Genomic DNA, 24,832 nt, shown 5'->3' on the forward strand with positions numbered 1-24,832 from the left:
AAAACACTCACGATTAATATATACACCATTAAGCATGATGACTTTTTAATAATCAAAACATAAACAAAACGGTTTTGATAAGACTATCGAACACTAAATAGCTTTATTCGCAGATTAAATCATCAAAATGCTGAATTATTAAACCTCCACGATAGCCACTCAAGAAACGCTATAACAATCTTGAATATGCATCCTTATATCAATATGTTACCGTACAGGGTGCTAATTTAGATTCAGCGCAATCAAAAGTTATGCAATTACAATCAAGTGAATAAGCCTAAATCGGGCGACGATGAATAGGCCGTCTGATTTTTCCCTTAAGAATAACTGAGGTGAGATATGGATGTATCTAACGCGTCGAGACGGACCTTTATAAAACAATGTGTTATTGGCGGGGTCGCGGTATATTCCGCGCCTTTACTGTGGGAAATGAGTCGGGCCAATGCGTCCATCATTTCGCCTGAACTTGCTGCACAGTGGCAAACTCAGGTTAGCGGCCAATCTAAACCCAAATTTCGCAACGACGGTATCGCTAAAGTCACCGGTCAAAAAGTATATGGTCGTGACTACCGTGCAATGGACATGGCAGGCTGGCCAAAACAACAAGGCTACGCGTTTATCTTACGCGCTGTAGATGCATCTCATGTTTATCAAGGTTTCTCCCTCGACCACCTCCCAGCTTCAGCTAAGCCGTATAAAGTCATTACTGCGGCAGATCTAGCACGCGACAAGGTTAAGTTACCTGAGTTTTACGGTGACAATATGTTATTGCCCGAGGGACAAACAGCAGATTATCTTGGTCATGCGGTGGCCATTTTATTATTTGACAGTTTCCCAGCCTTTAAACAGACTAAATCTTTGTTGCAGTTCGACAATACTTTATTGCGATTTGGTGAGAAAACGGCCTTTGTTTCAGACACTAAAGACCCTTATGCCAGCTGGCGTCTTATTCGGGTTGAAGGCGAAAATGGTGCCCGTGAAGATACTTATAGCCCACTACACGATGGACTGTTTTTCCCCAGCGTTAAGCACCACAAACCGGTATGGTCAGGTGATGCTAATGCTCAAGGCTCGGTTTCTGAGCGCGGGCTGTATTATGCTGGCGAGATAGAAAAACAGATTGCGAGTGCCAAAGCAGATCAACAGTGGCAAGTATTAGAGCGCGAATATCGCACTCAAATTATCGATCCTATGATGATGGAGCCTGAGGCCTTTAATGGCTGGTTTGATGCCAGCAGCCAAACCTTTCATACTGTTATTACCTCTCAGTCACCGCAAGACTTTCAAGAGATGGCCGTACACATGCTGTCATCTGGGCCATTGGCTGACAAAGTCAAAAATCTAGTAGTGCATTCTCCTTATATTGGTGGCGGTTTTGGCGCTAAAGATCACTCAATATTCCCGTATTATGGCGTGTTGGCAACCATTTACGCTAACGGTCCGGTTCGGTTAGCTAACGACCGCTTCGAGCAATTTCAATCCGGTCTTAAGCGTCATCCTTTCATCATGAAAAGTCGTTTAGCCGTTGATAAAGCAACCTTGAAAATTCAAGCGTTAACCTCACAGATGACAGTTGATGGTGGCGGTCGAGTTAATTTCAGCCCGTCGGTCACCTCTGTTGGGGCGACGGCAATGCAAAGCATTTATTACACCCCACGTAACGATATTATCGCCACATCTTATGCGTCACGTAACCCTGATGCAGGCTCGATGCGCGGTTACGGTACATTGCAATCGATGACAGCAATGGAAGGCATGATCCACGAGATGGCCGCTGAGTTAAATGTTGATCCCTTTAAGTTACGCGCGGCTAACGTGATGGAGTCAGGACAGCGTAATACTCAAGGTGCTATCCCTAACGGCACGCTTAGATACCGTGAAATGCTCGACATGGCCGAACTAGACCCTGTATGGCAAAACCGTGCAGATAATAAAGCGCGTTATGAGGCTAAAAACCCAGGCATGCGTTACGGCGTTGGTTTTGGTATTGCAACGAAAGATTATGGTACCGGTGCTGCAGCACCAAGTGCGGCGGTTAGATTATCTAAAGACGGTAAAATAATCTTAGAAATTGGTTTTATCGAAATGGGTACTGGTACTCAAACGTCACAAGCCGTGGTGGTCAGTGAGTCATTAGGTAGTTTTGCTCATGAAGTGAAACTTGCTGAGATAGATATTTGGGATGCAATGCAATTAGTGCAAACCGACAATCCATACATTATTTCGCAGCAGCGCCAAGATGAAATGACGGCAAATCCACGTTGGACACCGGTTAAAGCCATGGCATCGTCGGCATCTATGTCGGCATATTATCAAAGCCATGTCACTCGTATTGCCGCCGATATTATTTATCGTCACGGACTCTGGCCTGCTGCGGTGTCTATTTGGAACGAGTTGTATTTCAACACCCCAATGGGTAAAACTAATCTCAATCACTCTCGCGACGGCCGCTGGACTGATGGCAAGCTTACCGCTATGGGATTCCCGCCGCTTTCAATCGACATTCTCGCTAAACGAGCCCACGATTTGGGCTTAGTGGTTGGCGTAATGGGCCATGCCTTTAACCGTTGGGCTTGGGCCGAAGCTGATTTTGAGATTTTCGGTACCAAAGAGCGCATTGCACTGGATGCATTGGCACTGCAATACGGCGAGGGTGACAAGTATCATGGCAGCGCGGATCGCAAAGCCCGCATGAATTCAAACGGCTATCACTTAATCGATCGTCAAGCGATGAGCTATCCTAAAGCCGAGCTGAATAACGCCATGGTGACTTACTACGCTCCATGCGCCACTTTAGTAGAAGTAGCCGTTAATGAAGGTAATGGCGAAGTCAGTTTATTGAGCTCTCATACCTGGTTAGAAGCCGGTAAAGTGATTGTGAATGAGTTAGTTGAAGGCCAAATACAAGGCGGTCTTGCTATGGGAATTGGCCATGCATTGCATGAAGAATTACCCCCATTTGAAGCCGGCGCTGGTAATGGTACCTGGAATATCAACCGTTATAAGGTGCCGTTAGCGCGACATGTTGGTGTTTGGAGCCAGCGACATACTATTTTACCGCAGTTGTCCGAAACAGATCCGAGCCGAGGCATCGCCGAAGTGGTCATGATACCTGTTGTTTCTGCGCTGGTTGAAGCCGTTTATCAAGCTACCGCAGTACGTTTTTACGAATTACCTATGACAGCGAAAAAAATCAAGGAGGCCATGGCATGAGCCAGTCAATTAAGTTAACTATCAACAACCAAGCTATTGGCCCGATTGACGTCGGCGATGGCACCATGATGATTGAATTTTTGCATGAGTATTTAAACCTCACTGGTACTAAGTTTGGTTGCGGTGCTGGGGTGTGTCATGCCTGTACGGTAATCGTCGATGACGAGCAAGGTATGAGCGAAGTAGTCCGCACTTGCATCAATGGCGTCGAGCGTTTCAACGGTAAACGTATTCGCACGGTTGAAGGCCATGCTAAGCAAAATGCTCAAGGTGAAATCACTGCTCTGAGCCCTGTACAACAAACATTTTTAGAACATTTTTCGTTTCAATGTGGTTGGTGCACCTCAGGTTTTGTCAATGAGTCTACCGCGTTAATTGAGCGACTAGAGCGAAAACCAATTGCCAAAGATAACGTTGAGCAAGTCATCGAAGATGCCTTAGGCGAACATGTCTGCCGTTGTACTGGTTATGTAAAATACTATGCGGCGATGAAAGATTTAATTCTCAAGACAGAGGGGTTAACCCTGTCATGAAGCCATTATATCAATATCACTTAAGCCGTTTAGTAAAGGCGCGAATAAAGCTCAGCCAAAATCTATTACTGACTTTGGGTTTAAGTTTAGGCTTGGGTTTATTCGCCTGTTCCAGCAACGCGGCTGATGAGGTTAGTACTAACAGTAGCGACATCGAACGCGGTGCTTATCTGATGAAGATTGGCGACTGTGTGGCCTGCCATACTGCAGTAGGCGGACGAGAGTTAACCGGTGGACTGCCATTTGAAACCCCGTTTGGGGCGGTATATTCAACCAATATCACCTCAGATAAAGATACCGGAATTGGCAAATACAGTTATAACGAGTTTTTTGATGCTATGCATCATGGCGTCGGCGTTAACGGTAATTTGTATCCAGCTATGCCTTACACCTCTTACAGTTTGTTATCGGATGAAGATACCAAAGCGATATATGCTTATTTGATGAGCACTAAACCCATCAAGCAAGCTAATCTCGACAATGATGTCTCTTTTCCTTTTAACGTTCGATTTGGTCTCAAGGCGTGGAACTTAATCGCTCATGATGCTGAAAAATTTGCCCCCAAGAAAGACAAAAGTGAGCCTTGGAACCGAGGTAATTACTTAGTCAATGCGCTGGGACATTGTGGTGAATGCCATACTCCTCGAGACAGCTTATTTGCCATGGAGCAAGATAAGCATTTTCAAGGCGCTGTTATCGAAGGTTTAGAGGCATCAGATATTACTCCTGCTGAACTTAACCGACAAAACTGGACTCATGACGATTTAAAGTCTTTGTTTACTGAAGGTTATTCTCGCAAAGGTACGGTATTTGGTGGCATGTATCCTGTGGTTTACCACAGTTTTAGCCACTTAACTGATGCCGACATGCATGCCGTAAGCAGTTATCTGCTTGATACTGACGAGACTATAGAAGCCAAACCACTGACCTTTAACGGCCACCAGCGTGAATTGCCAGGATATAACCTATACATGGGTTATTGCGCTGGTTGTCATAGTCAAAATGGTGAAGGTCGACCTAATGTTGCTCCGGCAATGGCCGGTAACGCCACATTAGATAAAGCCAGCCCGCACAATATCGTTGCGGTAATGCTTAAAGGTATAAAGAGCCAACATTACAATACCACCACCAGCTTTTATGCCATGCCTGGTTATGCCGATCAGTTAAGTGATGAACAGCTTAAAGACTTAAGCAATTATCTGCGCGTCACATGGAGTAATCAGCCTGGCGATGTAGATGTGGATACAATTCATGATTTAAAAGAAGTGATATTCGAACACGATTAACCATTTTAATCAGTTGTAGAATATCCGTTTAAGCAAAAGCCGACCCTTGGTCGGCTTTTTCGTTTCACTAACGATTAATGGCAAAACTAACGCCATAACAAGGTTTACCCAACGAGGTTACAACACATCGTTAAGGTCTTGTATTGCATCAATCACCATACCCGTACCAATGCTAATCAATAGCAAATCAGTACCAACACGGACAATTTTTTGTCCTTCTGGCGTACGACCTAGTTGAACAGTAAGCGCAGATGGTACATCGTAGTAAACAACATCAGCTGGCAGTGAGTAACCTTTGCGCCATTGCTTAGCACTACCCGGAGGTTGGCAACGATTATGTTTTTTGGCTAACCCAGGTGGACAATGCTTAGCATCACGGTTGGTATAATAGTAATTATTAACGATGACTTGGCGATCGTTACTAAAATAGGTCTGATAAGTTTCTTCATGTTCGTGATCATGCTTTTTTTGATGTTTGTCAGATTTATGCTTTCCGCTATTACCATGCGAGTCGTTGTCTTTAGCGAAGCTGTAACCTGATGAACACATCATTAAGGTACTGATAATGATCAATGGGATGATGTGACGATTCATAAAATGGATTCCTTTGCGATTAAATAGGCGCTTGTCATAATAGTTAACCAGCGATATGCCTGACCGTTAAAAAAAACCAAATACTATTAATGATACGGTTGATATGGGTGTAAAGGTAGTCGTATTGCACACTATTGTCGACACTAATCTAGATTATTGTTAATTAATGTTCGCGTATAATCGTTACTTTTGTTTCAATGCCATTTGTGAAAACAACACCTTATTCGTTCCGCATAAACCCAGAAATATTTGATGTTTTAATCCTTATGACGTTACTCGTTAAGACTTTTTTATCGTTGATAAAGGGACACAGAAAAGCAGAGAATATACAAAAAATTGATAAACAAGAGTGCGTTTGCCCCTTTAGGTTTTAATAATACCGTTAACACCCAACGATTACCGTTGTGATGACAGGCTCTCCAGTACTCTGCCAGTGATACTGAAAATAACAACTGGTTGCAATAACTTCGGCTGCAGTCGGCTCTGCAAGGGCAAGTGCACTTTTTGGGGCTGCAACAACAGCATAGCTGCTATTAGACGTAAAAATGCGATATGACCAATCATTCATTTCTAACCCAGCCGCTTTAAAGATTTCTGACGATGTTGTATAACCGGCATTAAAACCGCTACCGCTAGTATTGGCCGCTGCGGCCCAAGGTTGGTAATTACTGCCTTTAACACCCGAGAATTCAACCGTATCTGTAAGCGCATTGCCAGAGGTTAATGTTTTTGTTTTAAATAACATCACTGCTGTTTTAATTGAACCTGTGGCACCTTTGATTGCTGCAATATGTGCATCTGTTTTTAAATTAATAAACTTAGGCGCTGCGACAACTGCCAATACACCAAGAATAATAATGACAAAGACAAGCTCTATAAGGGTGAAACCGGATTGACGAGAGGAAACGATACTGCGGTTAAGTTTGATCATATGATGAATGCCTCCCGATACAGTAAATAAACTGTTCAGCTAGAAAGAGTTTACTTAAAACAATTACATGAGACATTATTTTAACCTAAACACGAGCTTAAGTTATAGAGGCTTTCATCATAGTTTTGCGTATTGTGTTATGCCTTGTTGTATTGAGCCTTGTTGTATTGAGCCTTGTTGTATTGAGCCTTGTTGAGCACCTAGGTTATTTAGCCTTTAATGCCTGTTGCGAAAACAAAATACCATCCCAGCCATGTTGCATAAACTGACGAATATTTTGATGATCCGTCCCTTGAGGCGTTGCCACTACATCTCGGTAATGTTGGCCAAACATAGCCAAGGTTTGTTGCACCGTTAACTGATGAGTTTGCCCAAACGCAAACACCTTACAAGAACCTGAATTTTGCCCTGCTTCATTAAGCTGATCACCATTTTTAAATGCACTTGAGGTGAAGTCATAATGACCATCAATAACAGCCATAGTATCTTCAAAACGAATGGTATCTGCTTGTGATGTTAGCGATGAAATAAACGGGTTAATATCCGTTGATGCCATAAGTTATGCCCTGCCCTAATTTAAAGTTAAAACAAAAATCGAATTAAAAGAAAAATAAACACTACAAATCACGATGACTGTAGATCAAAACCTTATCAAAATGATCACATTTACTATAGTGAAAAAGACTCAAGCGAACGATTAAAAACTCGAAAGCAAAACGAGGCCCAGACCCTCTGTAACTGCCTACTACAATGTTAAATTCAATAGCGTTTACAAGCATAAACCATCGACAATTAATCCAACTTTAGTGCAGCAAAATCTGGCCGTGGTAGCTTTTCCAATATACTGTATAAATAAATCACCACTAACGACAATAATGCGCCGATGATAAACAACCAATACCCACCAAGATGATCCAGTATGATCCCGCCGCCCAGTGGTGCAAATGCAAACCCCAAATCATAAAATGAAGCTGCGCCAAAGTACGCGCCACGTAAATGCTTAGGAGCTAGCCTGTCAATGTGCACGTTCATCGTTGGGAATAAAATGGTTTCAGCTAGGCTCATTACAACAACGGCGCCAATCCAGCCCCAAAATAAATCAATGGGGTTATACGCTAGCCAAACTTGCGAACAAACCAGCAGCATCAATCCAAACTGAATTCGGTGTACCAAACTGTAACCAGCCATTAATCTTAATAATAAAAATTGGGTAGAGATAATGACTAAGGCATTGGTAAAAATCATTGCCGAAATCAGTGTCAATAAATCGGGGGCATTTGAACGAGTAAGATATTGGATCAACGAACTGTCCATTTGCGCATAAATAAACATACACAAAATATTCGCAAAAATAAGACCTTGCAGTAATTTATCTTGCCATAAAATCGACATTATTTGCCGCCGATTCATTGCGGCAGGTTTACGCTTAACAGCAGCTGTTGCATCACCCATAACAGGAATGAGTCCATCTGCAACCAGCTCTGGAGCCGATGAATGAGTCTGGCGAGCTTGATGCCTAAAACCCCAGAATAATAATCCCAACAAGGCAGCAAAAGCCGCCGCAGTAATATAAAAACTCGACTGTTTTCCGGTTAAGCCTAACCATACACCTAACATTGGCCCGACAGCGCAACCTACGTTAACGATAAAATACAGAGATTGCATCGCCAGTTCACGGGTTTTGGGATCGTCAATAATGTCGCCAATGGTGGCAGACGTTAGCGGTCGCCATATAGCTGTAGCAATAGAACACAGAGTCATGACGACCACATAGCCTTTGACTGAATCGACTTGTGCCAACAATGAAAACGAGATGATATAAAGCACACCAGTAAAGTACATTAACTTGTGGCGGCCGATTCGGTCGGACAGTGCACTACCAATAAAACTGGTAAAAACCGATATAATCGCCGCACTCGACAGCACTAAACCAACTTCGGTCGCGCTTAAGGCAAATTTTTCATACAAAATGACAGCCAAAAATGGCCACACCATGTAATAACTGCCGCGGGTAATAAACGAGCCAAATAACAGTATCCACATTAATCGTGGAAATTGCTTAAAGCGTGCTACAGAAATATCGCTATGCACTTTTTATCCTTAAAGAGTGATGCTGAAATAGATTATGACAGACTGAATTGATTACATGATTATTAAGGTTAATCTTAACGTGGCGAATTCGATTGAACCACTATTTATTACCTAATCCTATGTTATTCTTCATCATATAAGCTAATAGCTGTTTTTCATCAACCCTATTTGACAGTGATAATCCTTGCGCCACACCTTGTTGATCACTTTGGTTACGGTGCTGCCCTAACTTTTGCTTTCCTTGTAATTCATCAATGACAATCTTAAAGCCAACAATACCCTTGGCTAATTTTTGTTGATAACCATCGGGAATAAAGCCATTACCTTCTAGCAATGAAGGTTCGTATTGTTGGATGGTAGATTCAAGTACTCGGGCGGTGGTCGCATCATCAATTAATTCAATAATGCCTTTTACATGTACTACGCTGTAATTCCAGGTCGGAACAGCTGGATGGGAGTCATACCAGGTGGGTGAGATATAAGAGTGTGGGCCATTGAAAATACACAGCACTTTTGTGTTTTCTATGTATTTCCAATGGGAATTACTACGAGCAAAATGGCCATACAAGGTACCATTTTCGCCCTCTGAGGCAATGAGTAATAAAGGTAAGTGCGAGCCCTCTAAATCGTTAGACACAACAGTCGCAAAACCATATTGGTTAATAAACTGATGGATTAACTCCCTAGACCCCATATCCCACTTATCAGGCACTTGCATAATTCACTTTTCACTAAAATAATCAATAACCTCTTATAATGAATGTGATGACTAAATGCCATCGTTTTATGGGTTTGTAGCGATTATTACAAATGGCCTACTTTGACCAAAATCACCGTGTCTTGCTCCACATACGGATTATGCTGACTTAAATGCGGACTGCGGATCCACGTACCTGCAGGATAACGACCAAGTTCATCGATAAACTCTCCGCTAATGACATAGATTTCTTCACCGCCAAAATGACAGTGCGGTTGAAAGTGTGTCCCCGCAGGCCACTTCACTAATGCAGTCGACTCAGTACCATGTTGGTGTAGCGGCATAACCTGCAACTGACCATGACCCGGCAACCATTCTGTCTCATTGAAATTAATGGCCACTTGTTGTGAGTCTGTAGGTTGAAACTGGTGCAGCTTAACCAACAACGTACAACCTTCTACGCTAAATGGCGCATGGACAAAACCTTCAGGATTACGCAAATACGTGCCTGCAGGATAGTCACCGGTTTCATCAGAAAACACCCCGTCGAGCACTAAAATCTCTTCGCCTAACGGATGAGGGTGTGAGTTAAATTTAGCACCAGCTTGATAGTTTACAATGCTGGTCGCATGGCCTCGTTCGGCTTCTTCACGCGCTAAGCGTTTACGTAATACGCCCGCAGCGGGGCTATTTTGCCATTCAAGATCGGCAGTGTTAATCACCACTCGTTGGCTAAAATCCATGTTTAACATATTGCTACCTTACAACCGTTTAATTGCCATTAGTGTAAGGCTTTAACAATCGATAAAACAGCAGGTACTTTATGGTACCTATAGATATTAATAAGCCAATATTAAAAGTGTATTGATAAAAAAAGCCCATTCAACAAAGTGAATGGGCGTTAATTGTGGTCATTCAGTAGTTAAATACTGTTATTCAGAATCGCTTGGCGTTGTTTTTTATAGGCTTTAGCCGATGCAGGGATCGGTGTTGTACGCCCAGTCTCTAGCCAGTTCTTTAATCGGTTGGCATCTGCCATGTGGGTGTATTTACCAAATGAGTCCAGTACCACAAATGCCACTTTACGCTTGTTCATTTCAGTTAACATCACTAAACAATGGCCCGCTTTATTGGTAAAGCCCGTTTTGGTTAATGCAATATTCCAATTGTTTTTAAATACCAGTTTATTAGTGTTTTGAAAATCTAAGGCATAACGTGGTGATTCAAAGTTAACGTGCTTTTTAGTGGTCGAGCTCAGCTTGCCTAATAACGGATATGTTTGACTGGCTTTAAGCAATAATATGAGATCGTTAGCGCTAGATACATTGTCAGGTGACAAGCCTGTTGGTTCAACATAACGAGTTTGGCTCATGCCCAGAGCGGTCGCCTTGTCGTTCATTGCACGCACAAAAGCCTTAAATCCACCAGGGTAATTATGTGCAAGTGAGGTGGCTGCACGATTTTCTGACGACATTAATGTTAATAACAACATGGTTTCACGAGTCACCACGCTGCCTAAACGCACACGTGAATAAATATTGCGCATCACAGGTGAGTCAGTAATTTTTACGGAGATTTTTTCATCTAATGCAAGCTTGGCATCCAATGTCACCATGGCCGCCATTAACTTGGTCACTGACGCTATAGGCACAGGTTGATTTGGATTACTTGAATATAAAACTTCATTGGTGGTTAAGTCGACCAACATAGCACTACCGGAGGCTAACTCTTGCTGAGGTTTGTTTTGCACGGCTTGTGCTGCAAAAGACATTGGGCTGCTCAACGAAGTTGAACATAATAAGGCACAGGCAAACAAGAAACGAAATTTCATCACTCTCACTTGAAAAGATAGACCGGATAATTCACTGAGTATACGATAAAGGATTAGAGCGACAATAGATAAATAGTCATAATTAGTAAGTTTTTAGTAACTTTTTATCATAGATCAAACCAAAAACATTAGTTATGACTAATATTTACTCGTTTTGATTACCACTGTCATCACCTTGCATTGAATCTATCATTATCCATCGTATTCGTTAATGTATGCGTCTGGCACCAATACCGCTTTTTGTTTACTTCATGTTAAGATTAAATAAATCGTTTAAAAAGAGAGTATAGATGGACATTAACTTGCGTTTTTTTAGTCGATTAAATCCATGGCTCAATAGCTTATTTACCTCTAAAGCTACCCTAAAAACAGAGATAGATGAAGCACAACAAGGGCAGATGTCGCTCAAGACCATAGCCAACCAATATCCGCTTCAAGCCCGTCGTGGCCCAATTACTCAGGTGATGCTATATCAGTCACTTTATGCGAGTGATGATTTTGTTGGCCGAGAAAAACAACTCAACCAAATTACCGATGTGATAAACCAATGGCGTAATCATCATGGAGAAATCAGTGCAATTGTCTCGCCAGCGGGATCTGGAGGATCATCTTTTTTAGGCCAACTGCCACCTTTACTGCAAACCATTATTGCAGATGACGTTAAAAAAGCACCGATGCCTAACGTAAAACCGCTGCCGTCCAAGTGGCTTCTGATGAGCTTTTTCCAAGCGCCATTAGGCGCAAATGGCGCCATAGCCCATGTTTGTTATTGTTTTGGCATTACGCCACCAAACACCATCACAGAGACAATTGCCGCCATTAACCAACAACCACCACAGCTAATTATGATAGATGATATGCACAAGCTAATGTTGAGAATGATGGGTAATAATCAAGCCTTGGTGACCTTTGCGACTATCGTGATGGAAACGCGTAAACATCATTGTTGGATCATGGGCTGTGAAATATTTGCATGGCAACGATTAAGCGCACAGTATCAAATTCATCACTTTATTAAGCATGTTTTTCAGCTCGATTATTTCAGTGAAACCGAATTAGCCACCATACAAACAAAGCATCTGCTTGATTTAGGGTTAATCAGTAACGACGTGATGAACAAAGAAACGACTACCACACCCCCTAACAACACCAATAAAAGTACTAAAGAGCAAACAGAGCAAGCAAACATTGAGCAAGTGGATATTGTAAATCCTTATAAAGACCAACTAAAACAGCTGTACACTATCAGCCAAGGGCACCCCAAATTAGCATCATTGTTGCTACAGTATTCTCTCGCGCACCAAGTCGATATCGGTTCGGATAATAGTTCAAATAGTCGTTCAAATAATGGCATTGATATTTGCCGCATTAACTCATCTGTATTGCAACAATGCCAAGACAATGACCTATTTTCAGTAGCTGAAATTTATGTTCATGGTGGCTTACGTGTGAGTCAGCATGCGCATATTTTTGCCATTACGATTGAACAAAGCAGCTTGCAGTTAGAATATTTAGCTCGCCAAGGACTTATTATTGCACAATATTCGCAACAAGATTTTGCCGAGCATTTCTACTTTATTACTCCAACATTAAGCAAAATTATCGCCAACCATTTGGTGAATAACAATAAGTTGTTTAATTAAACGAGGCGACTATGGAAGATTCACGTAAAGCATTACAAGCATTTTTAGATATTATTTCGTTTGATCGAATAATCAGTATTTTACTGCTGTGTCTAATGGCGTGGCTGTTATTGGTATTGATCCAATTTTGCTTAAATCAACTGAATAAAGCGTTGCCTAAATACCGCTTAATTTGGAATCGGTCATACCCTTTTGTGCGTTTATTTGTATGGCTTAGTGTGATTGTTTATTCGATCGTTGGCATTATCGACCCGCATGAAAATCTCATTCTAGCCGTGGTCGGGTCTATCAGTATTGTGGTGGGGTTAGCGACACAGGAACCGGCTAAAAATATGATTGCAGGGTTTATTATCATGATTAACCCGCCATATCGCGTTGGCGACATGGTCACATTGTCAGGCCATTACGGCGAAGTCATTAAGCTAGAATGGAGCGTTACCTGGTTGCGTACTTTTGATGACAATACTGTCATGATCCCCAATGCTGAAGCCTTAAAAACGGCAGTGTCTAATGCCAACAGTGGCGCTTTAGACGAAATGGTTGTGGTAAAATTTACTTTGCCTATGCTTGTTGACCACAAAAAAGCCATTGCCCTTGCCCGCGAAGCCACACAGTGCTCACCTTATACTTTTCTAAATAAGCCCATTATTGTCAATTTAGGTAACGAATATGACTTAGGCGAGTTTTTACAAACCATTACCGTTAAGGCCTACGTAATGGATGTACGTCTAGAGAAAAAGTTCATGAGCGACATTAATATCAGAGTATTGAGTGCGTTTAAAAAAGCACGTTTTTATGATGGACAGCAAACGCCGACACACTAATTTGCGCTATAATCGAGCCAATTAGAGAAGAAATAACAGATTTTTTAGCATTGGGAACACTATTATGACACAAGATGAAATGAAAAAAGCAGCAGGTTGGGCAGCACTGCAGTATGTCAAAAAAGACACCATCGTCGGTGTAGGTACAGGCTCTACAGTTAATCACTTTATTGATGCACTTGCCACCATGAAAGATGATATTGAAGGTGCGGTATCAAGCTCTGAAGCATCAACTAAAAAACTCATTGAACTTGGCATTGAAGTATTTGATTTAAACAGTGTTGATTTGATAGATGTCTATGTTGATGGCGCGGACGAGATTAACGACCGCATGGACATGATTAAAGGCGGCGGAGCTGCATTAACTCGCGAAAAAATTGTCGCGGCGGTAGCAAAACGGTTTATTTGTATTGTAGATAATACCAAACAAGTGCCAATTTTAGGTGAGTTTCCATTGCCTGTTGAAGTCATCCCGATGGCACGATCTTATGTGGCACGTGAGTTGGTAAAATTAGGTGGAGATCCAGTTTACCGTCAAGGCGTAATAACCGATAACGGCAACGTTATTTTAGATGTCTACAATATGAAAATTCTAGACCCTAAAGTGATGGAAACTAAAATCAACGCCATCGTCGGTGTTGTGACAAATGGTTTATTTGCGAACCGCGGCGCCGATGTACTACTCGTAGGCACCCCTGATGGCGTTAACACCATCACACTGTAAAAGCTAAAATATTCGCTTAGCCTATCTGATTGTTGAGCAAACACATTTAGCGTAAAAAGTTAACATACAGAGTTAGCTTAATTAGCTAAAAAAAATGGCCAAGCAGCAATGCTAGGCCATTTTATTATCTGTTTTGTCACTGTGACAAAACCTTACACTCTAAACTGGCTAACCGCTTCATGCAGTGCTTTGGCTCGTATTCTTACATCTTCAGAAGCCGCGGCATTTTCTTCAGCCGCTTGTGATGATTCATCGGCAATATCACGGATAACTACCACGTTTTTACCCACCTCTGCAGCTACCATACTTTGCTCTTCAATTGCCGCAGCAATTTGAGTACTCATGTCCATAATATTGGTCACGTCATTGGTAATTGTGCGTAATACTTCACCCGCGATGGCAGCTTGTTCAGCACTTTCTCGCCCTTGTTGCTGACTTTCTTGCATAAGCTCAACAATAGAATGAGTTCGGGATTGTAAGGTTGAAATGATGCTGGAAATTTCTTGAGTCGACGTTTGTGTTCTTAAGGCTAGCGTACGAACCTCATCGGCAACAACCGCAAAACCACGACCTTGCTCCCCCGCTCTTGCTGCTTCAATCGCCGCGTTTAATGCTAATAAGTTTGTTTGATCTGCAATGCCCCTAATCACATCAAGCACGCTACCAATCGTGACACTGTCTCGCTCAAGTTCGGTAACCACTGAGGCTGAATCGGCTAATTGCTTAGCTAGCAGGGTGATTTTTTGAACGGTAAGTTCTACACCCTGTTGACCAGATTGAGCGTTCTCATGAGTTTGACTGGCTTTACCGGCCGCCAGTTCTGTATTTTTGGCAATTTCGTCAATGGTAGCCCCCATTTCGGTAACGGCTGTGGCCACCATGTCGGTTTCATTAAGCTGACGTAACACACCTTCCGAAGCTGTCATTGCATTTCGAGACAGCTCTTGGCACGACTCATTCATTGCAGTAACCGACTCGTCCACTTGCTGGATCAATTCTTGGAACGTTATTACCATTTGGTTGAAATGATAGGCGATTTTCGATAATTCATCATTACCTGACTCATCGCAACGCATTGATAAGTCCTTACTTTTTTCAATTGACGAAATTACATCGGTTATATCTTGTACCGGTTTAATAATGCTACGAATAATTAAATAGGTGAAAATACACAGCACTGCAGCGATTAACAAAAATATACTTAAACCAATAATAAAAGCCTGCTTTTTACCATGCTCTATTTCGGCTAACGTTTCCTCACGTAGGGTAACGGTATCATTATCTGTTTGATGGATTTTCTCACGTAACTCGGCCATTTTACCGTCTTCGTCCGTTAAACCAAATAGCACTTCTTTATCAACTAATTTTTTAAAGTTAACTTGGTAATCTTTAACATCTGCAGTCAATAGCTCTTTTTGAGAAAACATTATATTAGACTGTTGTATTTGAGTTAAAAAACGGGCGATTCCGTCATCAAAAGCTTGTATATATTTAGGGTCACGGCGGAGCATAAAGTCTTTCTCACTTCGACGTAGCTGTAGCATCGCCACCAGCAAAGCATCCTCTGCATTATCACTCAGCACAATTTCGACTTTTTTAACTGCCGAACGCAAATCACCATATAAACCTGACTCTGGAGTTAGCCCTATCTCTACTTTTAAGGCAATAATCTCGTTGAATATCGTTTTATAATCGTTGAGGTTCTTTTTAAAATGATCTAAAGCATCGACATTCATGCCTTGATGCTCTAGCGCGACACGCACTTCGGCCATATAAACCACAATATCATCCATGCTATGTTTAAATTTTTCAATATAAACAGTGTCTGCACGATGGAGAAAATCCTTTTCTTCAGTACGTAACTCAAGCACTTTCTTTTCAATTTCAACAATGCTGTTTGATGCTGTTGATAATTCCAACAGGACTGATTCAGAATAATTTTGTAACCCGAACATAGCCAGCACTGAGGATATTGAAATGAGCGAACTTAAAATAAGTTTCGATCGAATAAGCATATTTTCTACCACCTAAAAGTAAGATTTAACGTTACTGTTATTATTGTATGATCTGATAAGGATTTTTAGATCATTATTGCAACATAAGTATAGCAACTAGTTATCGGCTAATATAAAAAAATCTTAAACATATTCCAGAAAAGTGATTATTTATAACCACTCATATAAACCTTTTGCCGACTTGAGGCTGTCAAATAACTACACCATCATATTGGACATGTTGTGACATTAAGGATGCCGCTATTAATCAGTCAACAAACGAGCAATTAAGCCACTTAGCGGCACTTGACGATAATCAGTTGGTCGCAATAGCGGTTACTGGATGCAAGCAGGCATTCCAGCAACTCTATAGCCGCCATCATAAGCGGGTTTACGCCATTTGCTTTAGATTGAGTGGCCAAGCTCATCTTGCTGACGATATGACTCAAGTCTGTTTTATACGCTTATGGCATAAATTGGACCAATTCAGAGGCGACAGCCAATTTACCACTTGGTTGCATCGCTTGTGCATCCGCCAAGCGATTAACGAGCTAAAGGTACAGCAATCGTGGTGGCGACGCTTTATACCGACAGAGCAACTTGAGCCGCTGGACATACCCACGGTTGCATTTGATGAGTATCACCAATTGGATAAATGTATTGCAAAGTTACCTCAACGGACTCGTATCGTATTTGTACTGTGTGCGATTGAAGGTTATCAACATAAAGAAATTGCCGCCCTACTCAACATTGCCGAGGGCACCAGTAAAGCGCAGTACCATAATGCTAAACAATTTTTACAGGAGATGCTTGCATGAACCAGTCACCGCAAGACCTCGATAGTCTAATCAAGTCATTGCCGCTAGAGATGCAACCGACAACCGATTTGTGGCCAGAGATTACAGCTCAGTTGTCGCCTCAATCTCAGCAAAAAACACATCTGACTCGACCTTGGCTTATTGCCGCTAGCGTTGCGGTTTTGTCTTTGCTAGCGATGCTGCTTTGGCAACGCCCTGATGGTAATTCATTGCTGCCGCAAACAGCCACAATAACGACAACAGTCCCAGGGGCCACATTGAATACAGAGGCAACATTAGCTGAGTCAACGTTAGTCGAGTTGGTCGATCAAATCGCTTTGACTCATCAGACTCAACTGGATGTTTTTAATCAAAACCAATACACCGTGAGTTGGCAATTATCATCAACTGATGCTCCACAACAGATACAGAGCGATATTAGCCAAGCACTAGCCGAGCTGGATACCGCCTCAAAACAAGTACAAGCCGCATTGAAGCAACAACCAACTAATCAACAAATGTGGCAATTATGGCGCTGGATCATGCAACGTCAAATAACCCTATTACAGCAAGGCCAAAAGCTCCCATTTACGTCTAAACGGACATCACAAGGAAATACAATATGAGCATTCTTAAATACGTGTTAATCGTGCCGTTAATCGGTATCAGTTTTATTTCAATGGGCAAAGAAGCCGTTGACCAGCAATTAAGTGTTTCTGATAACCCTTCTGTCAGCATGAAAATACAACGCGGTAATGTTGAGCTAGTCAGTTGGGATAAAAATAGCATTCAAGTAAAAGGTGAACTTGATGAGTTAAGCCAAGGCTTAATATTTGAAGTTAAAGGCAATAGCGTTATTGTTGAAGATAAATTACCACGCAGTTATCAAGGCAGTAATAAACAAGGATCACAACTGACCATTTACCTGCCTAAAAAACTTGGTTTAGATGCCGAGGGAGTATCAGCCAGTTATCAATTATCACAGCTAAATGGCCAAATATCGTTAGCGTTAGTTAGCGGCAACATTAACGCCCAACAACTTAGTGGCAATACTAAACTCACCACGGTGTCAGGCAATATTAATACCTCTGAGTTAGCGGGGAAAATTAACCTAGAAACGGTATCGGGCGATATCACTGACAACAATAGCCACGGCGAAGCTGAGTTGCGCTTAGTGAGTGGCGAACTGAAAAGTCAAAGTGCCTTTACACAATTGTCTGTCGACCAAGTGTCTGGTGATATCACCGCAACAGTTAGCCAAGTCACTGAGTTAAACATTGTTACCATCAGTGGTGATGCACAAATAACCTTAGGGGCCGATTTAAACAAAGCTCAACTCGAAACCATAAGTGGAGATATGGCACTAACATTTACTGCTATGCCTAACATCAGTTTTATGATTGATGGCGGCCCTGGTGGAAAAATTGACAATCAATTAACCGATGATAAACCGCTAAAACAAAAGTACTCACCAGCCAAAACGTTGCAGTTCAAAACTCAAGCTGGCACAGGTCAAGTCAACATCAATACCATTAGTGGCAAAATTAGCCTAACTCAATAAGTGTAAATAACATTAGCTCGAGGTAAGCGATGCTTATAAAAGAGCAATGTCCTCGCAATTGATTCTGTATTCAGAAAGTGATTTGCAATGAGCAGATAAAAAAGACCCGGTAATCATTATATGGTGACAACCGGGCCTTTTTATATATTCAAATGATAACTACACAGACTTGACTTCAGCATCGGTTAAAAAGCGCCATTCACCTGCGGCTAAGTCAGCATTTAACTCGATAGCACCAACCGCTTCACGATGTAAATTAACCACTCTATTACCCACAGCGGCAAACATACGCTTAACTTGATGGTACTTACCTTCACTAATCGTCAATCGCACATGAGTTGAGTCAATAATATCGAGCAAAGCAGGCTTAGTCAGTCCGTCTTCATTGCGCAGCTCAACGCCATCGGCAAATACCTGGATTAAACTGTCATCAATAGGTTCGGCTAATTCCACCCAATAGCGTTTGCCACAATCTTTCTTTGGCGAAGTGATTTTATGCGACCACTGACCATCACTAGTAATTAACACTAAGCCTGTGGTGTCGACATCTAATCGGCCAGCAATGTGCAAAGTATCCATTTTCTCAATATCAATCAAACTCAATACTGATGGGTATTCTTCATCAATGGTTGAACAGATGGTGTCTACCGGTTTATTTAACATGATGTAACGTTCGCCAATCACGCTAATTAACGTACCGTCTAAATGCACTGCCATTTGTGGTAGTACTTTAAAACCTGAATTTTTTACCACAACACCATCACAGGTAACATCACCACGGTGCAAGGCTCTCTTGGCCAATGACCGAGTTAGTTCGGTACTTTCACAGATAAATTTGTCTAAACGCACAATGATTACTCAATCTAAAAATATTGGCGCTATTATGCTGCTTACACGCTCAAATAGAAATCAATCACCAACATTTTTCACTGCTAAGGTAATTTTTGGTTACACATCCTCACAAAAAACACGCTAAAAATGCCCCTTTGCGGCTTGTTTTATAGACGGATAAGGCTTTAACATACAATTCACAATAAAAGTAATAGCTTTTCCCTTTGGATAAAGGGGTTATTACTGAATTAAGCGACACTGATCGCAATGCCCCATTGAAGGGCTCTTTACATCAAGCAAAGGAAACAACATGAGAAAATTGGTTATTGGCGGTCTATGCGCCTCATTAATTGCAGGCTTGAGTGCTTGTAGTGATGACAAGGCAGTCGTTACGCCTGCTGCAGATGTCGCAAAAACAGCTACTGCTGCTGCAGTAGAAAAAGCACTTACATCTGGCATCACGTTTGACAACATCGACAAGTCAGTGCGCCCACAAGACGATTTTTACATGTATGTTAACGGCGCATGGATGAAAAATGCAGAAATCCCTGGCGACCGTACCAACATTGGTGCATTTTACGACCTACGTGAAAATGCACGTGATGACGTTAAAGCCATCATTGAAGACTTAAGCGCGACGCCAAACCTAGCCGATGGCACTGATGAACAGAAAGTAGCTGATTTATATCGTTCATTTATGGACGTTGAAACGCTAAATAAATTAGGTATTGCGCCAATTCAAGCTGATTTAGATAAAATTGCCGCACTAAAAGATAAAAAAGAATTAACCGCGTTTTTTGGTGAAAACCAAGCAAACGGTGGTGGTACACCTTTAGCATTCTATGTTGAAATTGATGCTAAAGATTCAAGCCGTTACGCCACACACATTTGGCAATATGGTTTAAGCCTGCCAGAAAAAGATTACTACTTTAATCAAGAAGAACGCTTCGTCAACATCCGTAAAGCTTACGTTGAACACATTGAAAAAATGTACAACCTTGCTGGTTTACCTAATGCAAAAGCAAACGCTGAAGCCATTCTTGCACTTGAAACTCAAATTGCAGAAAAGCATTGGGACGTTGTTGAAACGCGCGACAGTACTAAAACATACAACCTATACCAAGTTAAGAATTTGCCAGAATTAGCATCAGAAATTAACTGGGATGGTTATTTAGCAGCGCTTGGCGGCGACAAGCAAACTGATATTATTATCAACCAACCAAGTTATATCCAAGGTTTAAACGAGGTGCTTAAAAATAACGACCTTGATACTTGGAAAAACTACATGACTTGGATGGCATTGACACATAATGCCAGCAATTTATCTGAAGCATTAGATAATGAAAACTTTGAGTTTTTCTCTAAGACACTTAATGGTCAAGAAGAGCAAGAAACTCGCTGGAAGCGTGGCGTGAGCACGGTAAGTGACACGCTAGGCGAAGTTGTGGGTAAAGTGTATGTGAAACGTCACTTTGCACCAGAAGCTAAAACCCGTATGGAACAGTTAGTTGAAAACTTACGTGGCGCTTATAGTTCAAGCATTGACTCACTAGATTGGATGAGTGCTGATACTAAAGTTGCTGCAAAAGACAAACTGGCTAAATTTAATCCTAAAATTGGTTACCCGAACAAGTGGGATGACTACAGCAAACTGACCATTAAAGCAGATGACTTAGTGGGTAATGCTAAACGTGCGGCGATTGTTGAGCATAACAAAGGCTTAGCTAAGTTAGGCCAACCAATCGATAAAGACGAGTGGCACATGACGCCACAAACCGTTAACGCTTACTACAACCCAACCATGAACGAAATCGTGTTCCCTGCTGCGATTTTACAACCACCATTCTTCAACTTAGAAGCTGATGATGCGGTTAACTATGGTGGTATTGGTGCGGTTATTGGCCACGAAATGGGCCATGGTTTTGATGACCAAGGTGCTAAATTTGATGGCGAAGGTAACATGCGTGACTGGTGGACCGAAGCTGACTTAAAAGCATTCGAGTCAAAAGGCAATGCATTAATCGCTCAGTACAATGGTTATCAAGTATTTGACGACCTACACGTAAACGGCAGCCTAACATTAGGTGAGAACATTGGTGACTTATCAGGTGTGACTATCGCCTATAAAGCTTACAAAATGTCACTTGATGGTAAAGAAGCACCGGTTATTGATGGCTTAACAGGCGATCAACGTTTCTTCATGGGCTTCACTCAAATTTGGCGTGTGAAGATGAAAGAAGAAGCAATGCGTAACCGCGTAGCAACTGATCCGCATTCACCAGGTCATTTCCGTGCATTAGGTGCGTTATCTAACATGCCTGAGTTCTACAGCACTTATGACGTGAAAGAAGGCGACAAGATGTACATTGAGCCAGCTAGTCGCGTAAAAATTTGGTAATCACCAAGGCGAATGACTGACTTAGGTCACATTTACACAAAAAAAAAGGGCATCGAAAGATGCCCTTTTTTATGATAAAAAAAATAACCACTTGATAATAAAAACGAATACAAAACATAGCCAAGTTAATATATATCATTAAACCTTGTTCATTCAGCCCCTATTCAGCCAAAAAGCGGTACATTGGATTAACAGACATTATGCTGGAGCTATTCAATGAATAAGTTGTTTCGTACCTTCTTTATATTCTTAATTTTACTGTCTACACGTGGTGCTATTGCCCAGCCTAACGAGCTTAAATACACCAAGCTAGCTCAGCCATCTGACTTCAGCCAAAAATCATCTAATGATATTGAGCAGCTAATGGCGCTTTATGATCACAACACCGACTTGGTGACACAAGATAGTGATAACTTGCATGCTCTGATGTCACGGGCACCGGCGGCGCAGCAAGAACTGATTGACCTACTTCACTTCATTGACCAATCAAGTAATACCAAAACCATTCTTCCTGCTACCAAAAGTTATCAGCGTGCGGCTCAAAAAGTGCAAACTAAATTTAATGGAGATGCCAGCCAACTAACCGATATAGCACGGGCAAGTGTGGTGGCCTATGACGTAAAAAGCTTGCTATCAAGTTACCAACAGTTGAGCCAATACACCGAAATTGTGCAATTGAAAAATCGTTTTGCTCACCCTAAAGTGTCAGGTTATCGTGATTTAAATGTATTAGTGAAATTACCCGTAAGCCAAATGGTGGTTGAAGTACAATTTCATTTAAATGATATTGCCGACATTAAAAGTGGCCCTGAACATCATGTTTATGAGCAAATCCAACAGATTGAGTCTCAGGCTAAAGCCACATCAAGACGCTTAAATGACATAGAACAAGCCACTATCGCTAAACTGCGTCAAGACTCTCACAAGCAGTATCACAAAGCGTGGTTAAGCTACAAACGTCAAAGTTTATACAGTTCACAACGCCAAGTTGCATAGTATCCACACCACCCTTTAGCGCTCATATGAGCGCTTTTTTTTTGCCAAACAAGATCCGCAACAATCACATCTGCTATACTCGCGCCCATTACGAAACGATCTGCTGGACAATGCAATGAATGACATTATTGAACAACTACAAGAATTAAGCGAAACCGTACCGGTGCCGTTAGAATTGCCAACTTTTGAGCAACTTGTAGAAGTTGAAGAACAGATCTTAATTGGTTTACCCAATGATTTAAAAGAATTCTTACTGTATGGCAGCGATGTTATTTATGGCACGCTTGAACCTGTTACCGCAGCCGATCCATCTTCACATACCTACTTACCTGAAGTAGCTTGTTATGCTTGGTCTATTGGATTACCTCGAGAACAAATTGCCATTTGCCAAATCGGTGATAGCTTTTATTGTATTGATGAAGAAAGCCAAGTGTTGTTTTGGAAAAAAGGCCGATTTAGCGACAAAGTATGGGAATCATTTTGGCATTGGGCCGAAGACGTGTGGCTTAATCGATAGTCTTATCTATTAGCCTAGGTTGGAGTTAACTAACCCAACGCGAGATCATAAGCGCTTATTAAACAAATTATCACTAACAATGAGAACTATCATGTCGAAAAACACCGGTTTAAATGCAATTGAAATTCAATGTTTACGTCAGTCTTTAGGCCTAACAACTGAACAGGTTGCTAGCATCACTAAAGCCAGTAATGAAGACGTGATGGCATGGGAATCTGGCGAGCAAGAAGCGCCGATTCCGGCTCAAAAAAAGTTACTAGAAATCGATGATATTATCGAGATGCAAGTACTAAATACCTCTGACGGTATTGAAGAGCTATTTAAAAAAGAGCCTAAGCGTCGGTTAGCGTTTGTGGTGTATCCGACTCAAGCGCTATATACCCAATACAATCCAGAATTTTTAAGCACTTTGCCATTAACTGAATTATACAATGTTGCAGCTTGGCGTATTAAAAAAGAATGCAAACTTGTACTTGAAGTGGATGTGAGTTTGGTGGCACTAGATGCTGAAGCATACAAAGCTTATCGCGCTGATAACGGCATGAGCGAAAGCCGTGAAAGCCGTGCGAAATGGGCTGCTACTCAATTATAAATAGTCTGTATATTGCCAGTAAATAACCAAAAGGAAGCCTTGTGCTTCCTTTTTAATGACTGTTATTTCGTTGCATTAACAAGTGGTGCTGTTTTGGCGAGTGCTGCGGCCAAAGCAGGACGTTGCTTTAATCGATCGCGATAAGCGGACAGCTTAGGCGGCAGATGTTGTTCGAATCCCAAAGCCCAACCTAAGGTTTGTGCGAGTAAAATATCGGCAACCATAGGCGAGCTACCACACAAAAAGCCAGACTCTGGTATCCAAGTTTCTGCAATAGCAGCAGCTTGATCAAACTCCCATTTAGCCACAGCAAACATGGCGTCTACGCGCAATTCTTTTGGCAACGCAAAACGATGCTTCCCCATGCTCCACAGTGGTTGTTCAAGTTCGCTAATCACAAAGCTCATCCAGCGCTCATGAATACCCGACGCTTGAGTACCCGGTTTTGGTAACCATTTACCTTGGCCGTACTTTTCAGCTAAATAACGCATAATGGCCGCGGATTCAGTTAACACAAAGTCACCATCGGCGAGTACTGGCATTTTGCCACTAGGGTTGAGGGCTAAAAATGCGTCACCTTTATTTTCACCTTTGGCAAAATCAATAAAATGAAATTGCCATTCAACGCCTAATTCTTCTAAAAGCCAAGATACTCGGAGTGCTCGACTTTTTTGAGTTCCGTATAACGTAATCATGTTGAATCCTTTTGGGGTAATCCAATCAATTCGTACAATAAAAAAAGCCACATTGCACCTTAAGTGAATGTGACTATCGATATC

23 protein-coding genes are annotated in these 24,832 nt (G+C 41.8%); 13 read left to right on the forward strand and 10 right to left on the reverse strand.

Annotated elements, in window-relative coordinates; translation table 11 throughout:
• Positions 1 to 339 precede the first annotated feature (339 nt).
• From EGC86_RS08615 to EGC86_RS08625, 3 genes are read left to right on the forward strand one after another with little or no spacing between them, the layout of a single operon-like run.
• Complete coding sequence (locus EGC86_RS08615) at positions 340 to 3,213, forward strand: xanthine dehydrogenase family protein molybdopterin-binding subunit (RefSeq protein WP_123777249.1); 2,874 nt, start codon at positions 340 to 342, stop codon at positions 3,211 to 3,213.
• Entirely contained in the window at positions 3,210 to 3,746 is a 537-nt protein-coding gene (locus EGC86_RS08620) for a (2Fe-2S)-binding protein (protein WP_123777250.1), read from the forward strand. The genes EGC86_RS08615 and EGC86_RS08620 overlap by 4 nt, the downstream gene beginning before the upstream one ends.
• A complete protein-coding gene (locus EGC86_RS08625; RefSeq protein WP_123777251.1) occupies positions 3,743 to 5,032 on the forward strand; it encodes a cytochrome c in 1,290 nt (429 codons plus the stop codon). Before EGC86_RS08620 ends, EGC86_RS08625 begins: the two co-directional genes overlap by 4 nt.
• Before the next feature lie 117 nt (positions 5,033 to 5,149).
• Here EGC86_RS08625 and EGC86_RS08630 read toward each other — a convergent pair whose 3' ends face one another.
• The 7 genes from EGC86_RS08630 to pbpG all read right to left on the reverse strand — a co-directional run bounded on the left by EGC86_RS08630 (position 5,150) and on the right by pbpG (position 11,176).
• Positions 5,150 to 5,626 carry a hypothetical protein gene (locus tag EGC86_RS08630; protein ID WP_123777252.1) on the reverse strand — a complete coding sequence of 159 codons (477 nt, stop codon included), beginning with the start codon at positions 5,624 to 5,626 and terminating at the stop codon, positions 5,150 to 5,152.
• A 382-nt stretch (positions 5,627 to 6,008) separates the two neighbouring features.
• The gene (locus EGC86_RS08635) at positions 6,009 to 6,557 is read right to left on the reverse strand and encodes a type II secretion system protein (RefSeq protein WP_123777253.1); all 549 of its coding nucleotides are present in this window, start codon (positions 6,555 to 6,557) and stop codon (positions 6,009 to 6,011) included.
• Between the two features lie 205 nt (positions 6,558 to 6,762).
• Positions 6,763 to 7,113, reverse strand: a complete 351-nt coding sequence (locus tag EGC86_RS08640) for a HopJ type III effector protein (RefSeq protein WP_011636331.1) — start codon at positions 7,111 to 7,113, stop codon at positions 6,763 to 6,765.
• Positions 7,114 to 7,349: 236 nt separating this feature from the next.
• A complete protein-coding gene (locus EGC86_RS08645; protein ID WP_123777254.1) occupies positions 7,350 to 8,648 on the reverse strand; it encodes an MFS transporter in 1,299 nt (432 codons plus the stop codon).
• Between the two features lie 100 nt (positions 8,649 to 8,748).
• A complete protein-coding gene (locus tag EGC86_RS08650) occupies positions 8,749 to 9,366 on the reverse strand; it encodes an FMN-binding negative transcriptional regulator (RefSeq protein WP_123777255.1) in 618 nt (205 codons plus the stop codon).
• Positions 9,367 to 9,452: 86 nt separating this feature from the next.
• Positions 9,453 to 10,097: a cupin domain-containing protein gene (locus tag EGC86_RS08655; RefSeq protein ID WP_123777256.1), complete on the reverse strand. Its 645-nt coding sequence runs from the start codon at positions 10,095 to 10,097 to the stop codon at positions 9,453 to 9,455.
• A 170-nt stretch (positions 10,098 to 10,267) separates the two neighbouring features.
• A complete protein-coding gene (pbpG, locus tag EGC86_RS08660; protein ID WP_123777257.1) occupies positions 10,268 to 11,176 on the reverse strand; it encodes a D-alanyl-D-alanine endopeptidase in 909 nt (302 codons plus the stop codon).
• A gap of 290 nt (positions 11,177 to 11,466) precedes the next feature.
• On the opposite strand from pbpG, the gene EGC86_RS08665 reads away from it, so the two are divergent.
• The 3 genes from EGC86_RS08665 (at position 11,467) to rpiA (ending at position 14,367) form a co-directional block, all read left to right on the forward strand.
• Positions 11,467 to 12,819, forward strand: a complete 1,353-nt coding sequence (locus tag EGC86_RS08665; protein WP_123777258.1) for an ATP-binding protein — start codon at positions 11,467 to 11,469, stop codon at positions 12,817 to 12,819.
• Positions 12,820 to 12,830: 11 nt separating this feature from the next.
• A complete protein-coding gene (locus EGC86_RS08670) occupies positions 12,831 to 13,643 on the forward strand; it encodes a mechanosensitive ion channel family protein (protein WP_011636325.1) in 813 nt (270 codons plus the stop codon).
• Between the two features lie 64 nt (positions 13,644 to 13,707).
• Entirely contained in the window at positions 13,708 to 14,367 is a 660-nt protein-coding gene (gene rpiA, locus EGC86_RS08675) for a ribose-5-phosphate isomerase RpiA (RefSeq protein WP_011636324.1), read from the forward strand.
• A gap of 152 nt (positions 14,368 to 14,519) precedes the next feature.
• On the opposite strand, the gene EGC86_RS08680 is transcribed toward rpiA, so the two are convergent.
• Entirely contained in the window at positions 14,520 to 16,382 is a 1,863-nt protein-coding gene (locus EGC86_RS08680) for a methyl-accepting chemotaxis protein (RefSeq protein ID WP_011636323.1), read from the reverse strand.
• Positions 16,383 to 16,681: 299 nt separating this feature from the next.
• Here EGC86_RS08680 and EGC86_RS08685 point away from each other — a divergent pair, with 299 nt between their 5' ends.
• Genes EGC86_RS08685 through EGC86_RS08695 form a run of 3 tightly spaced genes read left to right on the forward strand, consistent with a single transcriptional unit; the run spans position 16,682 to position 18,719 of the window.
• Positions 16,682 to 17,179: an RNA polymerase sigma factor gene (locus EGC86_RS08685; RefSeq protein WP_123777259.1), complete on the forward strand. Its 498-nt coding sequence runs from the start codon at positions 16,682 to 16,684 to the stop codon at positions 17,177 to 17,179.
• Positions 17,176 to 17,784 (forward strand): hypothetical protein, encoded by a 609-nt coding sequence (locus EGC86_RS08690; RefSeq protein ID WP_011636321.1) that lies wholly within the window; start codon positions 17,176 to 17,178, stop codon positions 17,782 to 17,784. The genes EGC86_RS08685 and EGC86_RS08690 overlap by 4 nt, the downstream gene beginning before the upstream one ends.
• A complete protein-coding gene (locus tag EGC86_RS08695) occupies positions 17,781 to 18,719 on the forward strand; it encodes a DUF4097 family beta strand repeat-containing protein (protein ID WP_123777260.1) in 939 nt (312 codons plus the stop codon). The genes EGC86_RS08690 and EGC86_RS08695 overlap by 4 nt, the downstream gene beginning before the upstream one ends.
• Positions 18,720 to 18,878: 159 nt before the next feature.
• On the opposite strand, the gene rsuA is transcribed toward EGC86_RS08695, so the two are convergent.
• Positions 18,879 to 19,568, reverse strand: a complete 690-nt coding sequence (gene rsuA / locus EGC86_RS08700) for a 16S rRNA pseudouridine(516) synthase RsuA (protein ID WP_011636319.1) — start codon at positions 19,566 to 19,568, stop codon at positions 18,879 to 18,881.
• Between the two features lie 292 nt (positions 19,569 to 19,860).
• Between rsuA and EGC86_RS08705 the strand changes: the two genes are divergently transcribed.
• The 4 genes from EGC86_RS08705 to EGC86_RS08720 all read left to right on the forward strand — a co-directional run bounded on the left by EGC86_RS08705 (position 19,861) and on the right by EGC86_RS08720 (position 24,053).
• The gene (locus EGC86_RS08705; protein WP_011636318.1) at positions 19,861 to 21,948 is read left to right on the forward strand and encodes a M13 family metallopeptidase; all 2,088 of its coding nucleotides are present in this window, start codon (positions 19,861 to 19,863) and stop codon (positions 21,946 to 21,948) included.
• 216 nt (positions 21,949 to 22,164) lie between these two features.
• Positions 22,165 to 22,944, forward strand: coding sequence for a nucleotidyltransferase family protein (locus EGC86_RS08710; protein WP_011636317.1), 780 nt, complete (start codon positions 22,165 to 22,167; stop codon positions 22,942 to 22,944).
• A 115-nt stretch (positions 22,945 to 23,059) separates the two neighbouring features.
• Positions 23,060 to 23,461, forward strand: a complete 402-nt coding sequence (locus EGC86_RS08715) for an SMI1/KNR4 family protein (RefSeq protein ID WP_011636316.1) — start codon at positions 23,060 to 23,062, stop codon at positions 23,459 to 23,461.
• 91 nt (positions 23,462 to 23,552) lie between these two features.
• Positions 23,553 to 24,053 (forward strand): DUF4447 family protein, encoded by a 501-nt coding sequence (locus tag EGC86_RS08720; RefSeq protein WP_123777261.1) that lies wholly within the window; start codon positions 23,553 to 23,555, stop codon positions 24,051 to 24,053.
• A 62-nt stretch (positions 24,054 to 24,115) separates the two neighbouring features.
• Here EGC86_RS08720 and EGC86_RS08725 read toward each other — a convergent pair whose 3' ends face one another.
• Entirely contained in the window at positions 24,116 to 24,748 is a 633-nt protein-coding gene (locus EGC86_RS08725; protein ID WP_123777262.1) for a glutathione S-transferase family protein, read from the reverse strand.
• Positions 24,749 to 24,832 lie beyond the last annotated feature (84 nt).

Origin of the sequence: Shewanella frigidimarina (assembly GCF_003797125.1) — a bacterium.
Taxonomy (GTDB): Bacteria; Pseudomonadota; Gammaproteobacteria; order Enterobacterales; family Shewanellaceae; genus Shewanella; species Shewanella frigidimarina.

Bases quoted from the DNA above. Each gene is read 5' to 3' on its own strand.
- EGC86_RS08615 (WP_123777249.1), top strand. From the start codon at position 340: ATGGATGTATCTAACGCGTCGAGACGGACCTTTATAAAACAATGTGTT.
- EGC86_RS08715 (WP_011636316.1), top strand. From the start codon at position 23,060: ATGAATGACATTATTGAACAACTACAAGAATTAAGCGAAACCGTACCG.
- EGC86_RS08680 (WP_011636323.1), bottom strand. From the start codon at position 16,382: ATGCTTATTCGATCGAAACTTATTTTAAGTTCGCTCATTTCAATATCC.
- EGC86_RS08725 (WP_123777262.1), bottom strand. From the start codon at position 24,748: ATGATTACGTTATACGGAACTCAAAAAAGTCGAGCACTCCGAGTATCT.
- EGC86_RS08665 (WP_123777258.1), top strand. From the start codon at position 11,467: ATGGACATTAACTTGCGTTTTTTTAGTCGATTAAATCCATGGCTCAAT.
- EGC86_RS08670 (WP_011636325.1), top strand. From the start codon at position 12,831: ATGGAAGATTCACGTAAAGCATTACAAGCATTTTTAGATATTATTTCG.
- EGC86_RS08635 (WP_123777253.1), bottom strand. From the start codon at position 6,557: ATGATCAAACTTAACCGCAGTATCGTTTCCTCTCGTCAATCCGGTTTC.
- pbpG (WP_123777257.1), bottom strand. From the start codon at position 11,176: ATGAAATTTCGTTTCTTGTTTGCCTGTGCCTTATTATGTTCAACTTCG.
- EGC86_RS08720 (WP_123777261.1), top strand. From the start codon at position 23,553: ATGTCGAAAAACACCGGTTTAAATGCAATTGAAATTCAATGTTTACGT.
- EGC86_RS08650 (WP_123777255.1), bottom strand. From the start codon at position 9,366: ATGCAAGTGCCTGATAAGTGGGATATGGGGTCTAGGGAGTTAATCCAT.
- EGC86_RS08630 (WP_123777252.1), bottom strand. From the start codon at position 5,626: ATGAATCGTCACATCATCCCATTGATCATTATCAGTACCTTAATGATG.
- rpiA (WP_011636324.1), top strand. From the start codon at position 13,708: ATGACACAAGATGAAATGAAAAAAGCAGCAGGTTGGGCAGCACTGCAG.
- EGC86_RS08640 (WP_011636331.1), bottom strand. From the start codon at position 7,113: ATGGCATCAACGGATATTAACCCGTTTATTTCATCGCTAACATCACAA.
- EGC86_RS08690 (WP_011636321.1), top strand. From the start codon at position 17,176: ATGAACCAGTCACCGCAAGACCTCGATAGTCTAATCAAGTCATTGCCG.
- EGC86_RS08710 (WP_011636317.1), top strand. From the start codon at position 22,165: ATGAATAAGTTGTTTCGTACCTTCTTTATATTCTTAATTTTACTGTCT.
- EGC86_RS08620 (WP_123777250.1), top strand. From the start codon at position 3,210: ATGAGCCAGTCAATTAAGTTAACTATCAACAACCAAGCTATTGGCCCG.
- EGC86_RS08695 (WP_123777260.1), top strand. From the start codon at position 17,781: ATGAGCATTCTTAAATACGTGTTAATCGTGCCGTTAATCGGTATCAGT.
- EGC86_RS08705 (WP_011636318.1), top strand. From the start codon at position 19,861: ATGAGAAAATTGGTTATTGGCGGTCTATGCGCCTCATTAATTGCAGGC.
- EGC86_RS08625 (WP_123777251.1), top strand. From the start codon at position 3,743: ATGAAGCCATTATATCAATATCACTTAAGCCGTTTAGTAAAGGCGCGA.
- EGC86_RS08655 (WP_123777256.1), bottom strand. From the start codon at position 10,097: ATGTTAAACATGGATTTTAGCCAACGAGTGGTGATTAACACTGCCGAT.